The 14,895-nt window shown below is 70.1% G+C and carries 13 protein-coding genes; 7 read left to right on the plus strand and 6 right to left on the minus strand.

The genetic code is table 11. The features are described 5' to 3' along the window. The first annotated feature begins 2 nt into the window (after positions 1-2). The gene (locus tag ASG53_RS19065; protein ID WP_056137006.1) at positions 3-704 is read left to right on the plus strand and encodes an ABC transporter ATP-binding protein; all 702 of its coding nucleotides are present in this window, start codon (positions 3-5) and stop codon (positions 702-704) included. Next, the gene (locus tag ASG53_RS19070) at positions 701-2,989 is read left to right on the plus strand and encodes an ABC transporter permease (RefSeq protein WP_056137009.1); all 2,289 of its coding nucleotides are present in this window, start codon (positions 701-703) and stop codon (positions 2,987-2,989) included. The genes ASG53_RS19065 and ASG53_RS19070 overlap by 4 nt, the downstream gene beginning before the upstream one ends. Before the next feature lie 42 nt (positions 2,990-3,031). Here ASG53_RS19070 and ASG53_RS19075 read toward each other — a convergent pair whose 3' ends face one another. The 3 genes from ASG53_RS19075 to ASG53_RS19085 form a co-directional block, all read right to left on the minus strand. Next, positions 3,032-3,628 (minus strand): TetR/AcrR family transcriptional regulator, encoded by a 597-nt coding sequence (locus tag ASG53_RS19075; protein ID WP_082544238.1) that lies wholly within the window; start codon positions 3,626-3,628, stop codon positions 3,032-3,034. Positions 3,629-3,787: 159 nt separating this feature from the next. Next, on the minus strand, positions 3,788-4,300 hold the full coding sequence (locus tag ASG53_RS19080; protein ID WP_056137013.1) for a phosphoribosyltransferase: 513 nt from the start codon (positions 4,298-4,300) through the stop codon (positions 3,788-3,790). A gap of 219 nt (positions 4,301-4,519) precedes the next feature. Further along, positions 4,520-5,479, minus strand: coding sequence for an FKBP-type peptidyl-prolyl cis-trans isomerase (locus ASG53_RS19085; RefSeq protein ID WP_056137015.1), 960 nt, complete (start codon positions 5,477-5,479; stop codon positions 4,520-4,522). 211 nt (positions 5,480-5,690) lie between these two features. Here ASG53_RS19085 and ASG53_RS19090 point away from each other — a divergent pair, with 211 nt between their 5' ends. Continuing rightward, positions 5,691-5,972: a hypothetical protein gene (locus ASG53_RS19090; protein WP_082544239.1), complete on the plus strand. Its 282-nt coding sequence runs from the start codon at positions 5,691-5,693 to the stop codon at positions 5,970-5,972. A gap of 174 nt (positions 5,973-6,146) precedes the next feature. Next, positions 6,147-6,959, plus strand: a complete 813-nt coding sequence (locus tag ASG53_RS19095; protein ID WP_056137021.1) for an alpha/beta fold hydrolase — start codon at positions 6,147-6,149, stop codon at positions 6,957-6,959. Between the two features lie 14 nt (positions 6,960-6,973). On the opposite strand, the gene ASG53_RS19100 is transcribed toward ASG53_RS19095, so the two are convergent. Together ASG53_RS19100 and ASG53_RS19105 are read right to left on the minus strand one after the other, a co-directional pair. Next, positions 6,974-7,420 (minus strand): hypothetical protein, encoded by a 447-nt coding sequence (locus ASG53_RS19100; protein WP_056137023.1) that lies wholly within the window; start codon positions 7,418-7,420, stop codon positions 6,974-6,976. Positions 7,421-7,431: 11 nt separating this feature from the next. Then, positions 7,432-9,534: a hypothetical protein gene (locus ASG53_RS19105; protein WP_056137025.1), complete on the minus strand. Its 2,103-nt coding sequence runs from the start codon at positions 9,532-9,534 to the stop codon at positions 7,432-7,434. Between the two features lie 292 nt (positions 9,535-9,826). On the opposite strand from ASG53_RS19105, the gene ASG53_RS19110 reads away from it, so the two are divergent. The 3 genes from ASG53_RS19110 (at position 9,827) to ASG53_RS19120 (ending at position 13,551) form a co-directional block, all read left to right on the plus strand. Beyond that, the gene (locus ASG53_RS19110; RefSeq protein WP_056137027.1) at positions 9,827-11,398 is read left to right on the plus strand and encodes a hypothetical protein; all 1,572 of its coding nucleotides are present in this window, start codon (positions 9,827-9,829) and stop codon (positions 11,396-11,398) included. Then, positions 11,398-12,393, plus strand: coding sequence for a hypothetical protein (locus tag ASG53_RS19115; RefSeq protein WP_056137029.1), 996 nt, complete (start codon positions 11,398-11,400; stop codon positions 12,391-12,393). Before ASG53_RS19110 ends, ASG53_RS19115 begins: the two co-directional genes overlap by 1 nt. A 213-nt stretch (positions 12,394-12,606) precedes the next feature. Continuing rightward, complete coding sequence (locus ASG53_RS19120) at positions 12,607-13,551, plus strand: tetratricopeptide repeat protein (protein WP_056137031.1); 945 nt, start codon at positions 12,607-12,609, stop codon at positions 13,549-13,551. A gap of 173 nt (positions 13,552-13,724) precedes the next feature. Here ASG53_RS19120 and ASG53_RS19125 read toward each other — a convergent pair whose 3' ends face one another. Beyond that, a complete protein-coding gene (locus ASG53_RS19125) occupies positions 13,725-14,819 on the minus strand; it encodes a hypothetical protein (protein ID WP_056137033.1) in 1,095 nt (364 codons plus the stop codon). Positions 14,820-14,895 lie beyond the last annotated feature (76 nt).

A 14,895-nucleotide genomic window follows, 5' to 3' on the forward strand; every position in this document is an offset into this window, starting at 1 on the left:
TCATGACGCTCATCTCACTCTCCCGCGTCGTCAAGAAATACAGCACCGGCGCGCAAGACGTCACCGCTCTCGACGATGTCAGCTTCGGTATCGAGCCCGCGAAGATGACGGTCGTCCTCGGGCCGTCGGGTTCTGGGAAGTCGACAGCTCTGAACATGATCGGCGGTATGGATACGCCGACCTCGGGGACGATCGTCGCAGCAGGTGAAGAGATCAGCTCCTTTGACGATGCCCGGCTCACGCTCTACCGCCGTGAGCAGGTCGGGTTCGTCTTTCAGCACTACAACCTGATCCCGAACCTGACGGCAGCCGAGAATGTCGGTATCGGGTCGCAGTACAGCCGGGACGCCATGTCACCGGACGACGCGCTGGCGAGCGTGGGCCTGGCTGGAAGAGAACGATCGTTCCCCTCCGAGCTCTCCGGTGGGCAGATGCAACGGGTCGCGATCGCCCGGGCGATCGCGAAGAGACCTCGGCTCTTGCTCTGCGACGAACCCACAGGTGCACTGGACTCGGAGACTGGGCGCGCGGTCATCGCACTGCTCCGCAGCATCGCGGGGACGACGCAGACAGCGGTGGTCGTCGTCACCCACAACATCTCTGTCGCAGCCGTCGGTGACGCCACAGTCACCCTCCATGACGGACGGGTGCAGTCGCATGTCGAGCACCAGGTACCGATCTCAGTAGAGGAGATCGACTGGTGAGCCGGTACCTCACCATCAAGCTGGTGCGCGATCTCCGTCGCTACGCGTCTCAGTTCGTAGCCGTCTTCCTCATGGCGCTGCTCTCCGTCTTGATCTATACGGGGCTAGAAGGTGCGTGGAACGGTCTGAGCAACCAGCTCGAAGAGCTCGCCGACGAGACCAACCTTGCTGACGTGTGGGTGACGACGACGGGCGCGGCCGGAGCGCTCGCGGACGACGTCGCATCCCTCGAAGGTGTCAACGCTGTCGAAGAGGCCTCGTTCCTCCGTGCTGCGGCGTCGAGCCACGGCGATGTCTCCCTCGAGATCGAGGTCCTCGGGGAGGACTCGTCTGAGATCTCACGTCCGGTGATCGACGAGGGCTCTCGACCCGAGCACGACGGTCAGGGCATCTGGTTGGCGGTGCCCTTCGCCGAGGAGAAGGGCATCGAGGTGGGCGACACAGTCGACCTGACGATCGGGCTTCAGACCCGGTCGTTCGCAGTCAGCGGCACCTACCACTCGGCGGAGAGGCTGTACTACACGGGAACGCCGGCGCTGGTGGCGCCCGATCACAGCTTGTACAGCTACGCGCTGCTCCCAGCAGCGGAGGTCGCCGACCTCGACCCTGCACCTCTGAGACAGACAGTGCTGCGGGTAGACGCGCGGCCGGACGTCGAGATGCAAGATCAGATTGCTGCTCTTGCAGGGGACGAGCTGATCAGGGTCACAGGGCAGGAGTCGAATCCCACTGTCTCCACAGCCTTCGACCGCGTCGACCAGATCCGGAATCTCTCGTTGTTGTTCTCCTTCATCTTCGTGCTTCTGGCAGTCCTCGCCATGTACACCTCCACCCGACGGCTCGTCGAGATGCAGACACGGGAGATCGCGGCACTGAAGTCTCTCGGCTTCTCGGCCCGGTCCATCGGTGCTCATTTCATGATGTACGGGCTCGTGGCGGGAGGGCTTGGTGCTCTGGTCGGGCTACTTGTGGCACCGGTGATGTCGACCTTCGTCCTCGGTACTCAGGAGGCGATGCTGTCCATGCCGCGATGGTCTATCGCCTACACCACCGTCCCCGTGGTCGTGCTCGTCGTGGTCGTAGCGGTGTGTGTCCTGGGCGCCTATCTCGCGGCGCGCCCGGCCCTCCGAGGCATACCTGCGGACCAGCTCAGACCCGGGATCGCTCGGGGGCGCCGAGTCTTCCTCGAACGTGCTCGCAGCGTCTGGGCGCGGACCAGCTATGGCAGCCGTTGGGCCTGGCGTGACAGCGGTGCCAACCCAGCACGTTTCGGTATGGGGGTCGTCGCCGTCGCAGGAAGCCTGATGCTGCTGTTCGCAGGGTTCGGGATGGCCGACAGCATGAACGGCCAGGTCAGGACAGCGTTCGTCGAGGAGAGCACCTACACAGCTCGTGCCGCACTGGCAGCCTCGGCGGACCTCGACTCCCTGGAGGAGGTCGCGCCAGACGGGCAGCGTGTTCAGGAGGTCGTCGTGCGCACAGATCCGACGGACGGTTTCGACCGCGCCATGACGGTTCTCGACGACGGACACTATGTGCACCTCGAGATGCTCGACGGGAGCGCAGCAGACCTAGGCGTGGTCTCGGTGAGCGAGGCGACGGCCCGACGCCTCGAACTCGCGGCTGGTGATGCCGTCAGGCTAGAGCTCCCAGCAGGCCAGGGGACTGTCGACCTCCGAGTGGATCAGGTCGTCAGGGGCAGCGCTCCGCAGGGCTTCACCATGTCACGAGAGGTGTGGGAGAGCCTCGGGCAGACCTTCACACCGACGACACTGCTCGTCGGGGAGGAGACGTCGCTCGTCGAGCTGCGAGGACGGGCTGACGTGGTAAGCGTCCTGACGCTCCAGGCGCAGCGCACCAACGCTGCAGACATGGTCACCGACCTGGGCGGGATCTTCATGCTGATCCGGGTCTTCGCAATTCTCCTGGCGGTTATCGTCCTGTACAGCCTCGGGGCACTCGCCTTCACCGAACGCACCCGCGACTATGCCACCCTCAAGGTCCTCGGGTTCACGACCCGTGACCTGAGACGCCTGGCCTTCCGGGAGAACATCGTCGCGACCGCCTTGGGCGTGCTGCTGGGTGTACCGGCTGGCTTCTGGTTTCTGGGGATGTACGTCGGGACGTTCTCGACGGCACGTCTGGAGTACACGGCGCAGATCGGACTGGCCAGCATCGGGATCGCGACGCTCATCGCCGTGTTCTTCTCCTTGCTGACGACGGTGCTGCTCGGCAGGCGGATCAGGCGGGTAGACATGGTCGGTGCGCTGAAGGGGATCGAATGACGGCGGGTGGCCGGGCTGTGCGACCAGGGCGGCGCGTCGCTACTACCGGTGGGGGTCAGAGCCGGCGTCCGGGACAGCGCGCCTCCGTGGATCACGCCCGCCGCTGAGCACCGCGGCCTGGACGATGTGTCCCTGCACAAGGGCTAAGAGGTCCCGACCGAGCTCAGCGCTGCTAAGGTCGCTCGGCATCTCACCGCGCTCTCTCCACATCGAGATCAACGGGTTCACCCCGGCGAGCAGCGCGTCGTAGCGGTCGCTCACGAGGGCGGCCAGACGAGGATTTCTGCTCGTCTCCGCCCAGCTGTGCAGGACGAGGTGAGCGCGGAGCGCTCCGGAGGCGTCCGACGGCAGCGAGGTCCGGATCGACGTGAGAAAGGCCGCCAGGGAAGGAGCGGGGTCGCGGTCGAGAAGGCCAGCCAGAGTGCGTCCGACCCCGTCAAGAGCCTGCTCTGCCGTCGCGACGATCAGATCGTCCTTGCTGGCGAAGTGCATGTAGACGGTGCCTGCAGCCACTCCGGAGTCCGAGATGATCTCAGCCATCGACGTCGCATGAAATCCTTGGCTGGAGAATCGCTCAGCGGCTGCGGCGATGATGCTGTCACGGCGTTCAGACCGTGCGACGTCACTGAGCCTAGCCATCACCAACTCCTCGAGTGCCGACCACTGTCTGACACGTGTCCCTCGTCCGACAGTGAATCGACCACGATACGTCAGGGTGTGGAGCCGACCTGTGCGGCTGGACGGAGGAGCGCTCCCGTCCTTGCGTGGGCGCCGTCGTCCGCTCCGCCCAGGGCCAGCTCACTCCCGCGCAGCGGTGTGCGCACCCTCGACCGGGGGCTGCGCCGACCACGGGAAGGTGATCCAGAGGTCGGTGTCCTTCCAGGAGTAGTCCGGGGTCACGATCGACTGCGGCTTGGAGTACAGGACTGCTGACCGGGCCTCGACGCCCTTGGCCTCCATGATCTCCATGACGAGCTTGAGGGTCCGGCCGGAGTCGGCGACGTCGTCGACGACGAGCACCTTCGACCCGGGAAGCTCTGAGGTGTCCATGAGCGGGGGGAGGACCCGGGGGTCCTGGAGGGTCTCGCCGATGTCCGTGTAGAACTCGACGTTGAGCGTGCCCACACCCTTCGTGCCGAGGGCGTAGGCGACAGCGCCACCGGGCAGCAGACCACCGCGGGCGATGGCGACGACGACGTCGGGCAGGAAGCCGCTCGCGACCACCTTCTCGGCGATCTCACGCGTGGCGACGCCGAAGGCGTCCCACGTCAGGACTTCACGGGCAGGGCTGGGGGCGGTGGCATCGGTCACCCCTCAACGATACGACCCGCAGAGCGGCCCGAGATCGCACCGAGGTCCCGGTCCGAGGACGCGGGGTCCCGAGACCGAGGACGCGAGGGATGGTGCCGGCACGCGTGCACCACGACGCGGTCGGAAGCAGTCCGTCCCCGGCGTGGTCACAGCCTCGCCCGCAGACGCCGAGAGCCCCGGACCGTGACGGTCCGGGGCTCTCGGTCGAGCGGAGCTGTGTCAGCCTGCGCGAAGGATGTCGACCACGAAGACGAGGTCTTCGTCAGCGAGCTCGTTCTGCGATCCCTCGTAGGCGAGGGACTTCGGGATCACCAGGAGGACCTGGCTGCCGACGGTCTGGCCGACGAGGCCCTGGTCCCAGCCGGCGATGACTGCGCCCGAGCCGAGGTTGTTGACCACGAAGGGCGACCCGTTCTCCCACGAGGAGTCGAACTGCTCGCCGTCGGAGACCTTCCAGCCGGAGTACTGGACCTGGACGTTCTGGCCGGCCGCGACGACGGGGCCGGTGCCCTTGATGAGCGGCTGGACGACGAGGTCGGCCGGGGCCGTGTAGCCCTCGGGGATCTCGATGCTCGGCTTGCCCGTGTCGTCGAGCGTCACGGTCGGCAGGCCCTCGGCCGGCGTCACGGCCTCACCCTCGGCGCGGGTCGGGGTGTCGCGGACCGAGACCGAGTCGAAGACGTAGAGGTAGGTGGTGCCGTCGGTCGCGGTCTGCGCGAAGAGGATGCGCGTCCCGACCTTCTTGCCGACGAGCGCCTCCTGGAGGGCAGGCACGCCGGAGAAGTCCGTCGCCAGGTCCCACTCGGGTGCGGCCGGCTCGGCCCAGCTGGAGTCGACGACGCTGCCGTCACCCGCGTTGTAGACGACGGAGTGCATCGAGGCGAGGCTCGTCTCCGTCATGTCCTCGCCGGTGCCCTCGTCGAGGACGCGGACCGTCGGGGCGGAGACCGTGAGCGGCGCGGTGAACTCGAGCGTCGGCTCGCTGCCGGCGTCGCCGGTGACGGTCACGGCGTCGAGGGCCGCGATGTCCTCGGCGGTGGGGGTGGGGACGTCTGTCGCGGCGTCCGTCGCGCTCGGTGTCGCTGTGGCGTCGTCGTCGCTCGAGCTCCCGCACCCGGCGAGCAGGAGCGCTGTGGCGATGGTGAGCGCGGTCACGGCGCGCGAGGTGCGGTGCTTCAAGACGTCAGTCCTTCGATCTGGGGGTGGTCCGCGGTCGACGGCCTCGTCAACTGTAGCCTCCCAGGCTGTGCGCGGGCTGGGTCCGTGCGCGTGACGCAGGGCTCCCACCAGGTGGTCACGGTCTCCACACACACGCGCAGTGCGGGTGCGCAGAGCCCTGCGCGGCCGAGCACGGCTGGTCTCGCCCGTGCGGCACAGGCAGACTGGAGGGATGCCGTCGTCCCGCCGCTCTTCGCGCCGCCCCTACTCCGAAGAACCCCGCCCTCTCGACATGGAGCGGGCCACCGGGGGTAGGCGCACCGAGATCCGCCGCGGCGAGGAGTGGACCGTGCAGAACGTCCGGTCGAGCGAGAAGACCTACACGTGCCCGGGCTGCCACCAGCCGGTGCCTGCGGGCTCGGCGCACGTCGTCGCCTGGGCCACGGAGTCGCTCTTCGGCCGTGAGGCGGCGCTCGCCGCACGCCGGCACTGGCACCTGCGCTGCTGGGGCTGAGGCCCCTCGAGCACCGGGAGCCGCGCCCGCGCTCCTCCCAGGTGAGCGCACCAGGAGCCACCGGCGACGCACGGACCCCAGCCGGCGAAGCACCGACATCCGCCGGCGAAGCACCGACATCCGCCGGCGACGCACCGACATCCGCCGACGACCGACCGACAGCGAAGGACGACAGTGAACGACACCGACACCTCCAGCAGCACCGGCCCTGCGACCGCGCTCGTCCTCCTGCACGGCTTCCCGCTCGACCACCGTATGTGGGACGACCTGACAGGCTCGCTCGCCACGGACCTCCAGGTCCTCGCCCCAGACCTCCCCGGGCTCGGGGGAGCGGCCGTCCCCGACGGCGAGCCGTCGGTCGACAGGTCGGCCGACGAGGTCGCCGCGCTGGTCGAGGCCGCCGGTCATGAGCGCGTGGTCGTCGCCGGCCTGTCGATGGGCGGCTATGTCGCTCTGGCGCTCGCCGAGCGCCACCCGGGCCTGGTCGCGGGGCTCGCCCTGGTCGACACCAAGTCGACCGCCGACGAGGAGGCCGCCCGGGCCAACCGCGAACGGGTCGCCGACGAGGTGGAGTCCTCAGGCTCGGTCGAGGCCGTGCTCGGCATGGTCGGCTCGTTGCTCAGCGACGAGAGCGTGCGGGAGCGTCCGGACCTGCCGAGCATCGTGACCGGCTGGATCCGCGAGCAGCAGCCCGCCGGGATCGCATGGTCCCAGCGGGCGATGGCCACCCGTCCGGACCGCAGCGACGTCCTGGCCGACGTCGACGGACCCGTGGTCGTCGTGGTGGGGGAGGACGACACCATCACGCCGCTCGCGGTTGCCCAGCACATGGCCAGCACTGCCCCTGACGCCGAGCTCGTGACGGTCCCCGGGGCCGGCCACCTCAGTGCGCTCGAGGCCCCTGGACCTGTCGCGGCCGCCCTTGACAGGCTGCTCCGGCGCGCGGCCGAGGCGACGCCCCAGAGCCCCGAGACCCCGACCAGCTGACCGTACGGAGCGTGTCAGGCCGGGTCGTCCGTCGTGCCGTGCAGCGCGCGGTCCAGCGCCTCGGCGAGGTCGATCGACTCGCCGTCCCGAGCGCCCTGGCCGAGGACCAGCGGAGGGTCGCTCGGCGGTGGTGTGGCGCCCCGCAGCCGCGCACGCAGCGAGCCCTCGACGGAGAGCACGTAGAACTGGCCGTCCGACCCGATCCCGACGCTCTGGTTCTTGCGGAGGTACCAGCCGTCGATCGACGTGCGGTACGTGCCTGAGCCTCGGTAGCCCCGGGCGACCAGGCGCTGGGTGGGGACACCCGCTGCCTCAGCCCTGGCGACGAACTCCGCGATCAGCTCGCGGGCGGCGGCCGTCTCGACCGACCTGCGTCGTTCGAGCTCGGCCGCCTGGTGCGCCGCGTTGCGCGAGCGTTCCTCGCGCCACGCGGCGTCTGACGTGCTCGTACCGTCGGACACCTGGGCTGCCGTCAGTCCTGGGTGGGGGAGGCGGTCTCGTCCGAGGCAGGTGCCTGGGCGTCAGCGTCAGCCTCGGCGTCGGACGAGCCTGCCTCGGTCTGCGTCCCGGTGCCTGTCGCGGAGACCGGCGCGGGGCGTGCACCCTTGCCCGACGCAGCCTTGCGGGCCTGCTGAGCGGGTGTGCCTGCGGCCGACAGCGGCGCCGGTCGCGCAGCCTTCTTCGCCTTGGGGGCGGGCGCCGGGCTCGACGGTGCCGCCCCGGAGGTCTTCTCGGCCTCGTCGGCGCCGTTCTTCGTGCCGTCGGTCGAGGCTGCAGCGGGTGCCGACCCCGAGCCGCTGGTCGCCGCGGCGAAGGACTCCTCGACCGCAGCAGCCTTCTCGAGGGTCTGCGCGCTCGGGATCGCCTCGCTGCCGAGCAGCGACCTCAGCTCGTCCAGGTAGGCCGTGATGGACTCACGCTGACGGTTGAGGTCGTCGACCTGGCGCTGGGCGGTCGACCGCTCACGCTCGGACTCGACGAGGGCGTCGGACAGGGTCTGCTCGGCCTGCTGGCGGGCCGAGCCGAGGATCTCGGCTGCGGTAGCCCGCGCGGTCTCGGCGGACTCCTTCGCGTGCGCGTCGGAGTCCTTGCGGATCTGCTCGTAGGTCGAGAGCGCCTCGGCGGCGCGGCGCTCGGCCTCGGCGGCGTGCCGCTCGGCGTCCCCGAGCAGCTTGTCGGTCTCGGCCTTGCTCTGGGCGTGCAGCTCGGTGTCGGCCAGCTGGGCGGCCTCGTGCTTGGCAGCGATCTCCAGCTCGGCGGCGGCGAGGGTCTCGCGCGCTGTGGTGAGCATCGTCGACGCCTCGTCGCGGGCGCTCGAGAGCACGTCCTCGGCCTCGCGGCGGGCGTCCGAGACGAGCCGCTCCGCCTCGATGGTCGTCGACTCGCGCAGCTCGGTGGTCTCGCGGGTCGTGGTCTCGCGCAGCTCGGTGGTCTCGCGGGCTGCGGTCTCGCGCAGCTCGGTGCTCTCGCGCTGCGCGGTCTCGACGAGGTGCGACGCCTGCAGCTGCGCGTTCGCGAGCTGCTCGTTGACGGACCCCTGCGTGGTCGAGCGCAGGTCGTTGAGGTCGTGCTCGGCCTGCAGGCGCAGCGCGTCGAGCTCCTGGTCGACCCCGAAGCGGAGCTTCGCGATCTCGGCCTCGGTGTCCTGGCGCAGCGTGGCGAGCTCGCGGTCGAGCTCGTTGCGGCGGGCGGTCGCCTCTTCCTCGACGGCGGTCCGCAGGGCTGCGGCGTCCGACTCGGTCCGCTGGCGGAGCTCGTCCGTCTCGCGGGCTGTCGTCGAGCGCAGCACGGCGGCGTTCTGCTCGGTCGTACGGCGCAGGTCGGCCATCTCGGTCTCGGTCGAGTGGCGCAGCTCAGCAGTCTCGACGTCAGCCGCCGCACGCAGCTCGCGGGCGTAGCGGTCGGCCTCTTCGCGCTGGGTCGTGGTCTCGGCGACGGTCCGTGTCCGCAGCTCGTCAGCGTCGCGCTCGGTCGTGACACGCAGCTCTGTGGTCTCCCGCTCCGTGGTCGCGCGCAGCGTCCCGAGCTCACGCTCGAGGGCCGTCCGACGCTCGGTCTCTTCGGTCGTGATCGCGGTCTGGATGCGCGCGGCCTCACGCTCTGCGGAACCGACGAGCTCTTCGGCGCGGCGCTCGGCCGACTCTGTCGTGGTCTGGGCCTCGGTGGCCGCGGCCGAGCGGACCTCCTCGGCCTCGCGGCGTGCGGCGGCGAGGATCTCGGCGGCCTCGTTCTCGGCGCGGGCCTTCATCTGCGACGAGGTGAGTCGGGCGCGCTCGACGGCCTCTTCGGCCTGCCGGGTCGCCTGGTCGAGGACGTCGCTCGACTGCTCCTCGGCCGAGCGCATGAGCTGCTCGATCCGCGAGCCGAGCCCGGCGTAGGACGGACGGTCGACCTCGCGGAGCTGGTCCTGCGCGGCGACGAGCTCTTCGCCGGTGCGTCGCACGTCGGCGTCCAGGGCGTCGATCCGTGCCTGGGCGTCTGCCAGGGCCGACTCGAGCGACCTCACCCGGCCGTCGACCTGGCTGCGGTCGTAGCCGCGCATCACGACAGGGAAGATCGGACGTTCGTCGGACACTGCAGACCTCCGGGGTCGGGGTAGGGCATGCTGCACTGAACATTCACATGCCAGATCAGGTCGTGGGGACGAGAGGCCAGTGAGCGCCGGCCGTCGTCGTCTGACGAGGGCTGACTGCGGTCCAGGCTCGGTCCGCCACCACCCTATCCGTTCGACGGTCTCGTGAACACGGCTCGTGCGGGCCGGTCCGGGGCGGGTCCTGTGAGCGTTCTGGCACGTCACCCGAGGCCCGTGGCCGCTACGCTGACAGATCTGGTTCGGAAGGGAACACTCAGTGCTGCACAGAATCGTTATGGTCGGCCTCGTGGTCGTCGGGCTCGTCGTGGCGGGCCTCGGCGTCGCGTCCGCAACCGTCTGGCGTCCGAGCGACACGGCGGTGATGACGACCGGAGAGCAGTCCGGCGCCACCCTGCTCACGACCGCCCCCGGGGTCCTCTCGCTCGTCGACCGAGACGTGACCATCACGGCGCGGTCCTCCGACGACGCCCAGGTGGTGCTCGCCCTCGGGTCCCAGGTCGACGTCGAGGGATGGGTCGGAGAAGACCCCGCCCTGCGCGTGACGGGCGCCTCGGACTGGGAGACCCTCACGGTCTCGAAGGTCTCGAGCGCTGGTTCAGACACGCGTGACGCGACCGACACGTCCGCCGACCCCAGCACCGAGGCGACCGCCGAGACCGACGCTGCAGCCCCTGCAGCCCCCGGACCTGACCCCTCGGGCTCCGACATGTGGGTCGAGTCCACGAGCGGGACCGGCACGGCCACCCTCGACTGGGACGCGACGTCGACCGACCAGGTGCTGCTCGTCGCGGCCGTGGGAGAAGACGCAGCGGCTCCCCAGCTGACCCTGTCGTGGCCGCGCGAGGTGACCACGCCGCTCCTCTGGCCCGGCGTCGCCCTCGGGGTCCTGCTCGTCGTGCTGGGCCTGATCTACGGGATCGTCACCCGAGGACGCCGGCGCCGCCCCGTCGTGGCACCCACCGACCGTGCGGACGATGCCGTGGTGCCGACACCTGCTGGCGGTACTCCCGCTGCCGGCACGCTGACGCGCCGCCAGCTGCGCGAGCTCGCCGAGAAGCAAGAAGCCGAGACCGAGGCCGCGGCTGCTGCTGCTGCGCCGCGGCAGAAGCGTCAGTGGCCCTGGACCGGTGCGATCCCGGTGGTGAAGCCTGCCGAGCCTGAAGACTCCGACGAGGCCGACAAGAAGCCAGCGGCACCCGAGGCGCACCGTCCCGCCTGGCTCCCTGAGGGCACGGGCTCGACCTCAGGTTCCAGCTGGCGAGCGGCCTGGGGCGTCCGCGCCCCGGAGACCGGGACAGCCGGCACCACGCCTGACGACGCGGCACCTGGATCGGCCGCCGTCGCGGGACCGAGCACCCCTGGGGAGGCCGCAGCCGGCACAGAGTCCGCAGGAGGTGCCGCCGGTGGCACGGCCGTGAGCACGCCCAGCACACCGGGCCCGAAGGCTCCGACCGCTCCGACCCCGACGACCCGGTCGGCCCCGTCCGCACCGACGGCACCGTCCGGGCAGCGCCCGGCCCCGCAGTCGTCGAAGCCCACGTCGTCCAGCACCTCCGCCCGCCCTCCCGCCGCGCGGCCTGTCGACCCGGGCTCGCCGTTCCAGCGGATCACGCTGCGGTCGAGCGACGAGAGCGCCCCCGCGCGCAGGATCCGTCGCGACCAGCAGCAGGCGCCCTCGGCCTGGAGCGCCTCCAGGTCGCCGTGGGCGCAGCCCGCCCGGCCCGGAACCGACCCGGCGGGGACCCCGCGTCCCGCGCCGGGTGCAGACGGGACACCGTCGACAGGCTCCGGCCGCACCGACGGGACCACCGAACCGACCGACGACACCTCGAAGGACTCCGACTGATGCGCCGCACCCCTCGCGCCCTCGTGCTCGTGGCCGCCGGGCTCGTCGCGCTCACCGCGTGCACCCCCGAGCTCCCCATGGTCCAGACCGACCCCGCCCCGCCGACACCCCTCCCCGTCCTCTCGAGCGCCCAGGACGCGGCGGTCTTCGACGCCATCGGCGCCGCCCTCACCACCGCCTCCGAGACGGGCGACCCGGCCGAGCTGGCTCCCAGGCTCACGGGCCCCGCGCTGACCCTGCGCACCGTCGAGCTGCAGGTCGCCGCGGCCGTCGGCAACCAGGACGGGCTCACCGAGCTCCCCACGACGGTCCAGTCCGAGATCCTCCCGACGACCCAGACGTGGCCACGCACCTCGATGGCGGTCTCGGCCCGCCCTGACGACCTCGGGACCGAGCGACTGTTCGTGCTGGGCCAGGACTCGGCGCGCGCGCAGTACCAGCTCTGGGCCTGGATCCGGTTGTTCCCCTCGATCACCCTGCCGACCTTCGCCGCACCGAGCGTCGGCTCCGAGGCCGTGGCACCCGACGACACCTCGCTGCTGGTCACCCCGGCCGACGCCGTCGCCCGATACGTCGACGTGCTGGCCTCGCGCGAGGGCTCTGCCTACGCGGCCGACTTCGCGGCCGACCCGCTGCGGGCCGCTATGGCCGACTCCTTCACCAAGCAGACGGCGATCGCGGCCGAGCTCGCCGGCACCTACACCGAGACCTACTCGGCACCTGAGGGTGCCCTGCGGTCGGTGCGGACCGCCGACGGCGGTGCGCTCGTCGTCGCGCAGATCGACTCCGCGTCGACCCTGACGGGGGAAGAGGGCGCGATCGTGTCCCCTGCCGCCTCGCAGCGCGCGCTGATCGGCGACACCCCCGACTCGAACTCCGTGTCGTGGGGCCGGACGATCGTCGTCGGCATCTACGTCCCGCCGGCGGACGGCGGCGAGACCGGTCTGCAGGCTGTCGGGAGCGAGTTCCTCACGACCTCTGCGTCGATCCCCTGACCGTCCCGGGTCCCCGACCCTCGCAGGGATCGCTCCGCCCAGGCAGCCAGACCGGCTCCAGGGGGCTCCTGGTCCGACAGCAGCACCCCAGAGACGGCCGCCCGGTGGGTGGCCGTCTCTCTCGGTAGAGTGGTCCGAGCCCTCAGGCCCGCCCCGTCCAGCACGGACGGCGAGCCGTCTCCCTTGTCACCGACGGATGGAAAGATAGTCCCCATGAGTCAGCCTGGCGCACCCGGTCCCCAGTTCGACGTCCGCGGAGCGGTCGACCTGTCCTCGCTCGGCCGTCCGAGCGCCCCGCCGCCCGGAGCCCCGGGGGGCGCGCCCGCAGCCGGCGGCTTCGTCGTCGACATCACCGACGAGATGTTCCCCTCGGTCGTCCAGCAGTCGGCCCAGGTCCCCGTGGTGGCCCTCCTGTGGATGCCGACCGACGCCGAGAACGCACGTCTCGCGACGACCCTCGGGGCCTTGACGGCCGAGTACGCCGGACGGTTCTTGCTCGTCCGGATCGACGCGACCGCCTACCCGCAGATCGCCCAGGCCTTCCAGGTCCAGGCCTTCCCAACTGTCGTCGCGGTCCTCGCCCAGCAGCCGGTCCCGCTGTTCCAGGGGACCGCCGACGAGGCACAGATCCGCTCTGTCCTCGACGAGCTCCTGACCGCCGCCGAGGCGAACGGTGTGACAGGTGTCCTGGCCCCGCCGGAGGGCCAGCAGCCGACGGTCCCCGCTGTCGCAGCCGAGCCTGAGCCCGAGCTCCCCCCGCTGCACCAGAAGGCCTACGACGCGATCGAGGCCGACGACCTCGAGACGGCCGTCGCGGCCTACGAGCAGGCACTGCGCGAAGATCCCCGCGACCACCTCGCGACCGCAGGTCTGGCGCAGGCGCGCCTCCTGCTCCGCACCCGCGGGGCGGACCTCGCGACGGTCCGTGCCGCCGCGGCCGACCACCCGGAGGACGTCGAGGCGCAGCTCGCCGTGGCCGACCTCGATCTCCTGGGCGGCAAGGTGGAAGACGCCCTGGGTCGTCTCATCGAGCTCGTCCCCGACGCCGAGGACAAGGACGTGCTCCGCAAGCGTCTCGTCGAGTACTTCGACCTCCTCGGCCCGCAGGACCCGCGGGTCGCACCAGCCCGCCGCGCCCTGACGAACGCGCTCTACTGACGGCAGCGAGTCCAGCCGGTCGGCCGTGACGAGCTGAGCGAGAGAGCGCAGGCGAGCCGCTGGGATCTTTCGATCACCAGCGGCTCGCCTGTTCCCCCAGCCGATGCCTCGCTCGGACCACGAGAGTCGTCCAGCCGACGTGCGCCGAGCGTGCGGTCAGGTGCTCACGATGGTCACATCGTGTACACGTACTTGATGCCGCCCATCTCGGTGGCTGCCACACCTGTAGTGCTGAAGATGCCCGAGTTCAGGCTCTTCCAGCCGTTGTTGGAGGCTGCCTCGTAGACCTGGCCGCCGTTGACCGTGTACACGTAGTTGACCCCGTCGGCTGACGTCGCAGCCAGCGGCCCCCGGCTCGGGATCCCGGAGTTGAGGTTCTTCCAGCTGTTGTTGGAGGCTGCCTCGTAGACCTGGCCACCGTTGACGGTGTAGACGTACTTGACGCCGCCCATCGGGATCCCGGAGTTGAGGTTCTTCCAGCTGTTGTTGGAGGCTGCCTCGTAGACCTGGCCACCGTTCACCGTGTAGACGTACTTGACACCGTCGATCGCGGTAGCGGCAACTCCACCGCTGCTGGTGATCCGGGTACTGAGGTTCTTCCAGTTGTTGTTCGACGCTGCCTCGTAGACGATCCCGTCATTGACGGTGTAGATGTACTTGACGCCATCCATGGTGATCGAGGCCACGGCTTCTCCGGCGATCCCGGTCGGGAGTGCGGACCATCCCGTGCTGCTCGCGGACTCGAACACCTCGCGCTTGAGGATGCCGGGGTTAGGGTTTGTCGCGGTGTCGCCGACCACCTTCTTGTAGGAGTACGGGACGTACTTTCCCATCGTGGCGCGTGTCCAGTTCGCCGCTACCGTCCCGACCCCTGGTGTCGACTCGTGCCAGATCGTCGCTGAGGTGTGGGACGAGTTGTTCCAGCCGACGAAGAGGGAGCTGTGGGTGCCCGCGTCGAGGAGCATGTCTCCAGGCTGCAGCTGATCGAGGCTGGCTAGCCGGTTGCCATAGGTCGCGAGCGTGCGGGTGGATGCGCTCGTCGGAAGGTGCCAGGCCATGGAGACAAAACCGGAACAGTCTTGACGGTACTTCCGGCCGTCGACGTCTCCGGTCGAGAGGCCTTGGTTGTACGGGACGTTGCGGCTGACCCAGAAGTTCGCCCGCGCGAGGATCTCCGAGCGGGAGATCTCGCCGTCGACGGTCGAGGCGCTTGCAGTCGGCGCAATCAGAACCTGCCCACCGAGGAGCAGGAGGAATGCGAGAAGCACTGTGAGGTGATGCGATGTCCTACGTCGGACCGGACCCATGAAACTCCCCTTGCGTGGTACCGGTGCGGCTGGGTCT

Source organism: Sanguibacter sp. Leaf3, from assembly GCF_001425965.1.
In the GTDB taxonomy this organism is placed as follows: domain Bacteria; phylum Actinomycetota; class Actinomycetes; order Actinomycetales; family Cellulomonadaceae; genus Sanguibacter; species Sanguibacter inulinus.

What these genes read in the sequence shown, in the direction of transcription:
- ASG53_RS19075 (WP_082544238.1), bottom strand. Translation starts at nt 3,628, where the DNA reads ATGGCTAGGCTCAGTGACGTCGCACGGTCTGAACGCCGTGACAGCATC.
- ASG53_RS19090 (WP_082544239.1), top strand. Translation starts at nt 5,691, where the DNA reads ATGCCGTCGTCCCGCCGCTCTTCGCGCCGCCCCTACTCCGAAGAACCC.
- ASG53_RS19115 (WP_056137029.1), top strand. Translation starts at nt 11,398, where the DNA reads ATGCGCCGCACCCCTCGCGCCCTCGTGCTCGTGGCCGCCGGGCTCGTC.
- ASG53_RS19065 (WP_056137006.1), top strand. Translation starts at nt 3, where the DNA reads ATGACGCTCATCTCACTCTCCCGCGTCGTCAAGAAATACAGCACCGGC.
- ASG53_RS19110 (WP_056137027.1), top strand. Translation starts at nt 9,827, where the DNA reads ATGGTCGGCCTCGTGGTCGTCGGGCTCGTCGTGGCGGGCCTCGGCGTC.
- ASG53_RS19120 (WP_056137031.1), top strand. Translation starts at nt 12,607, where the DNA reads ATGAGTCAGCCTGGCGCACCCGGTCCCCAGTTCGACGTCCGCGGAGCG.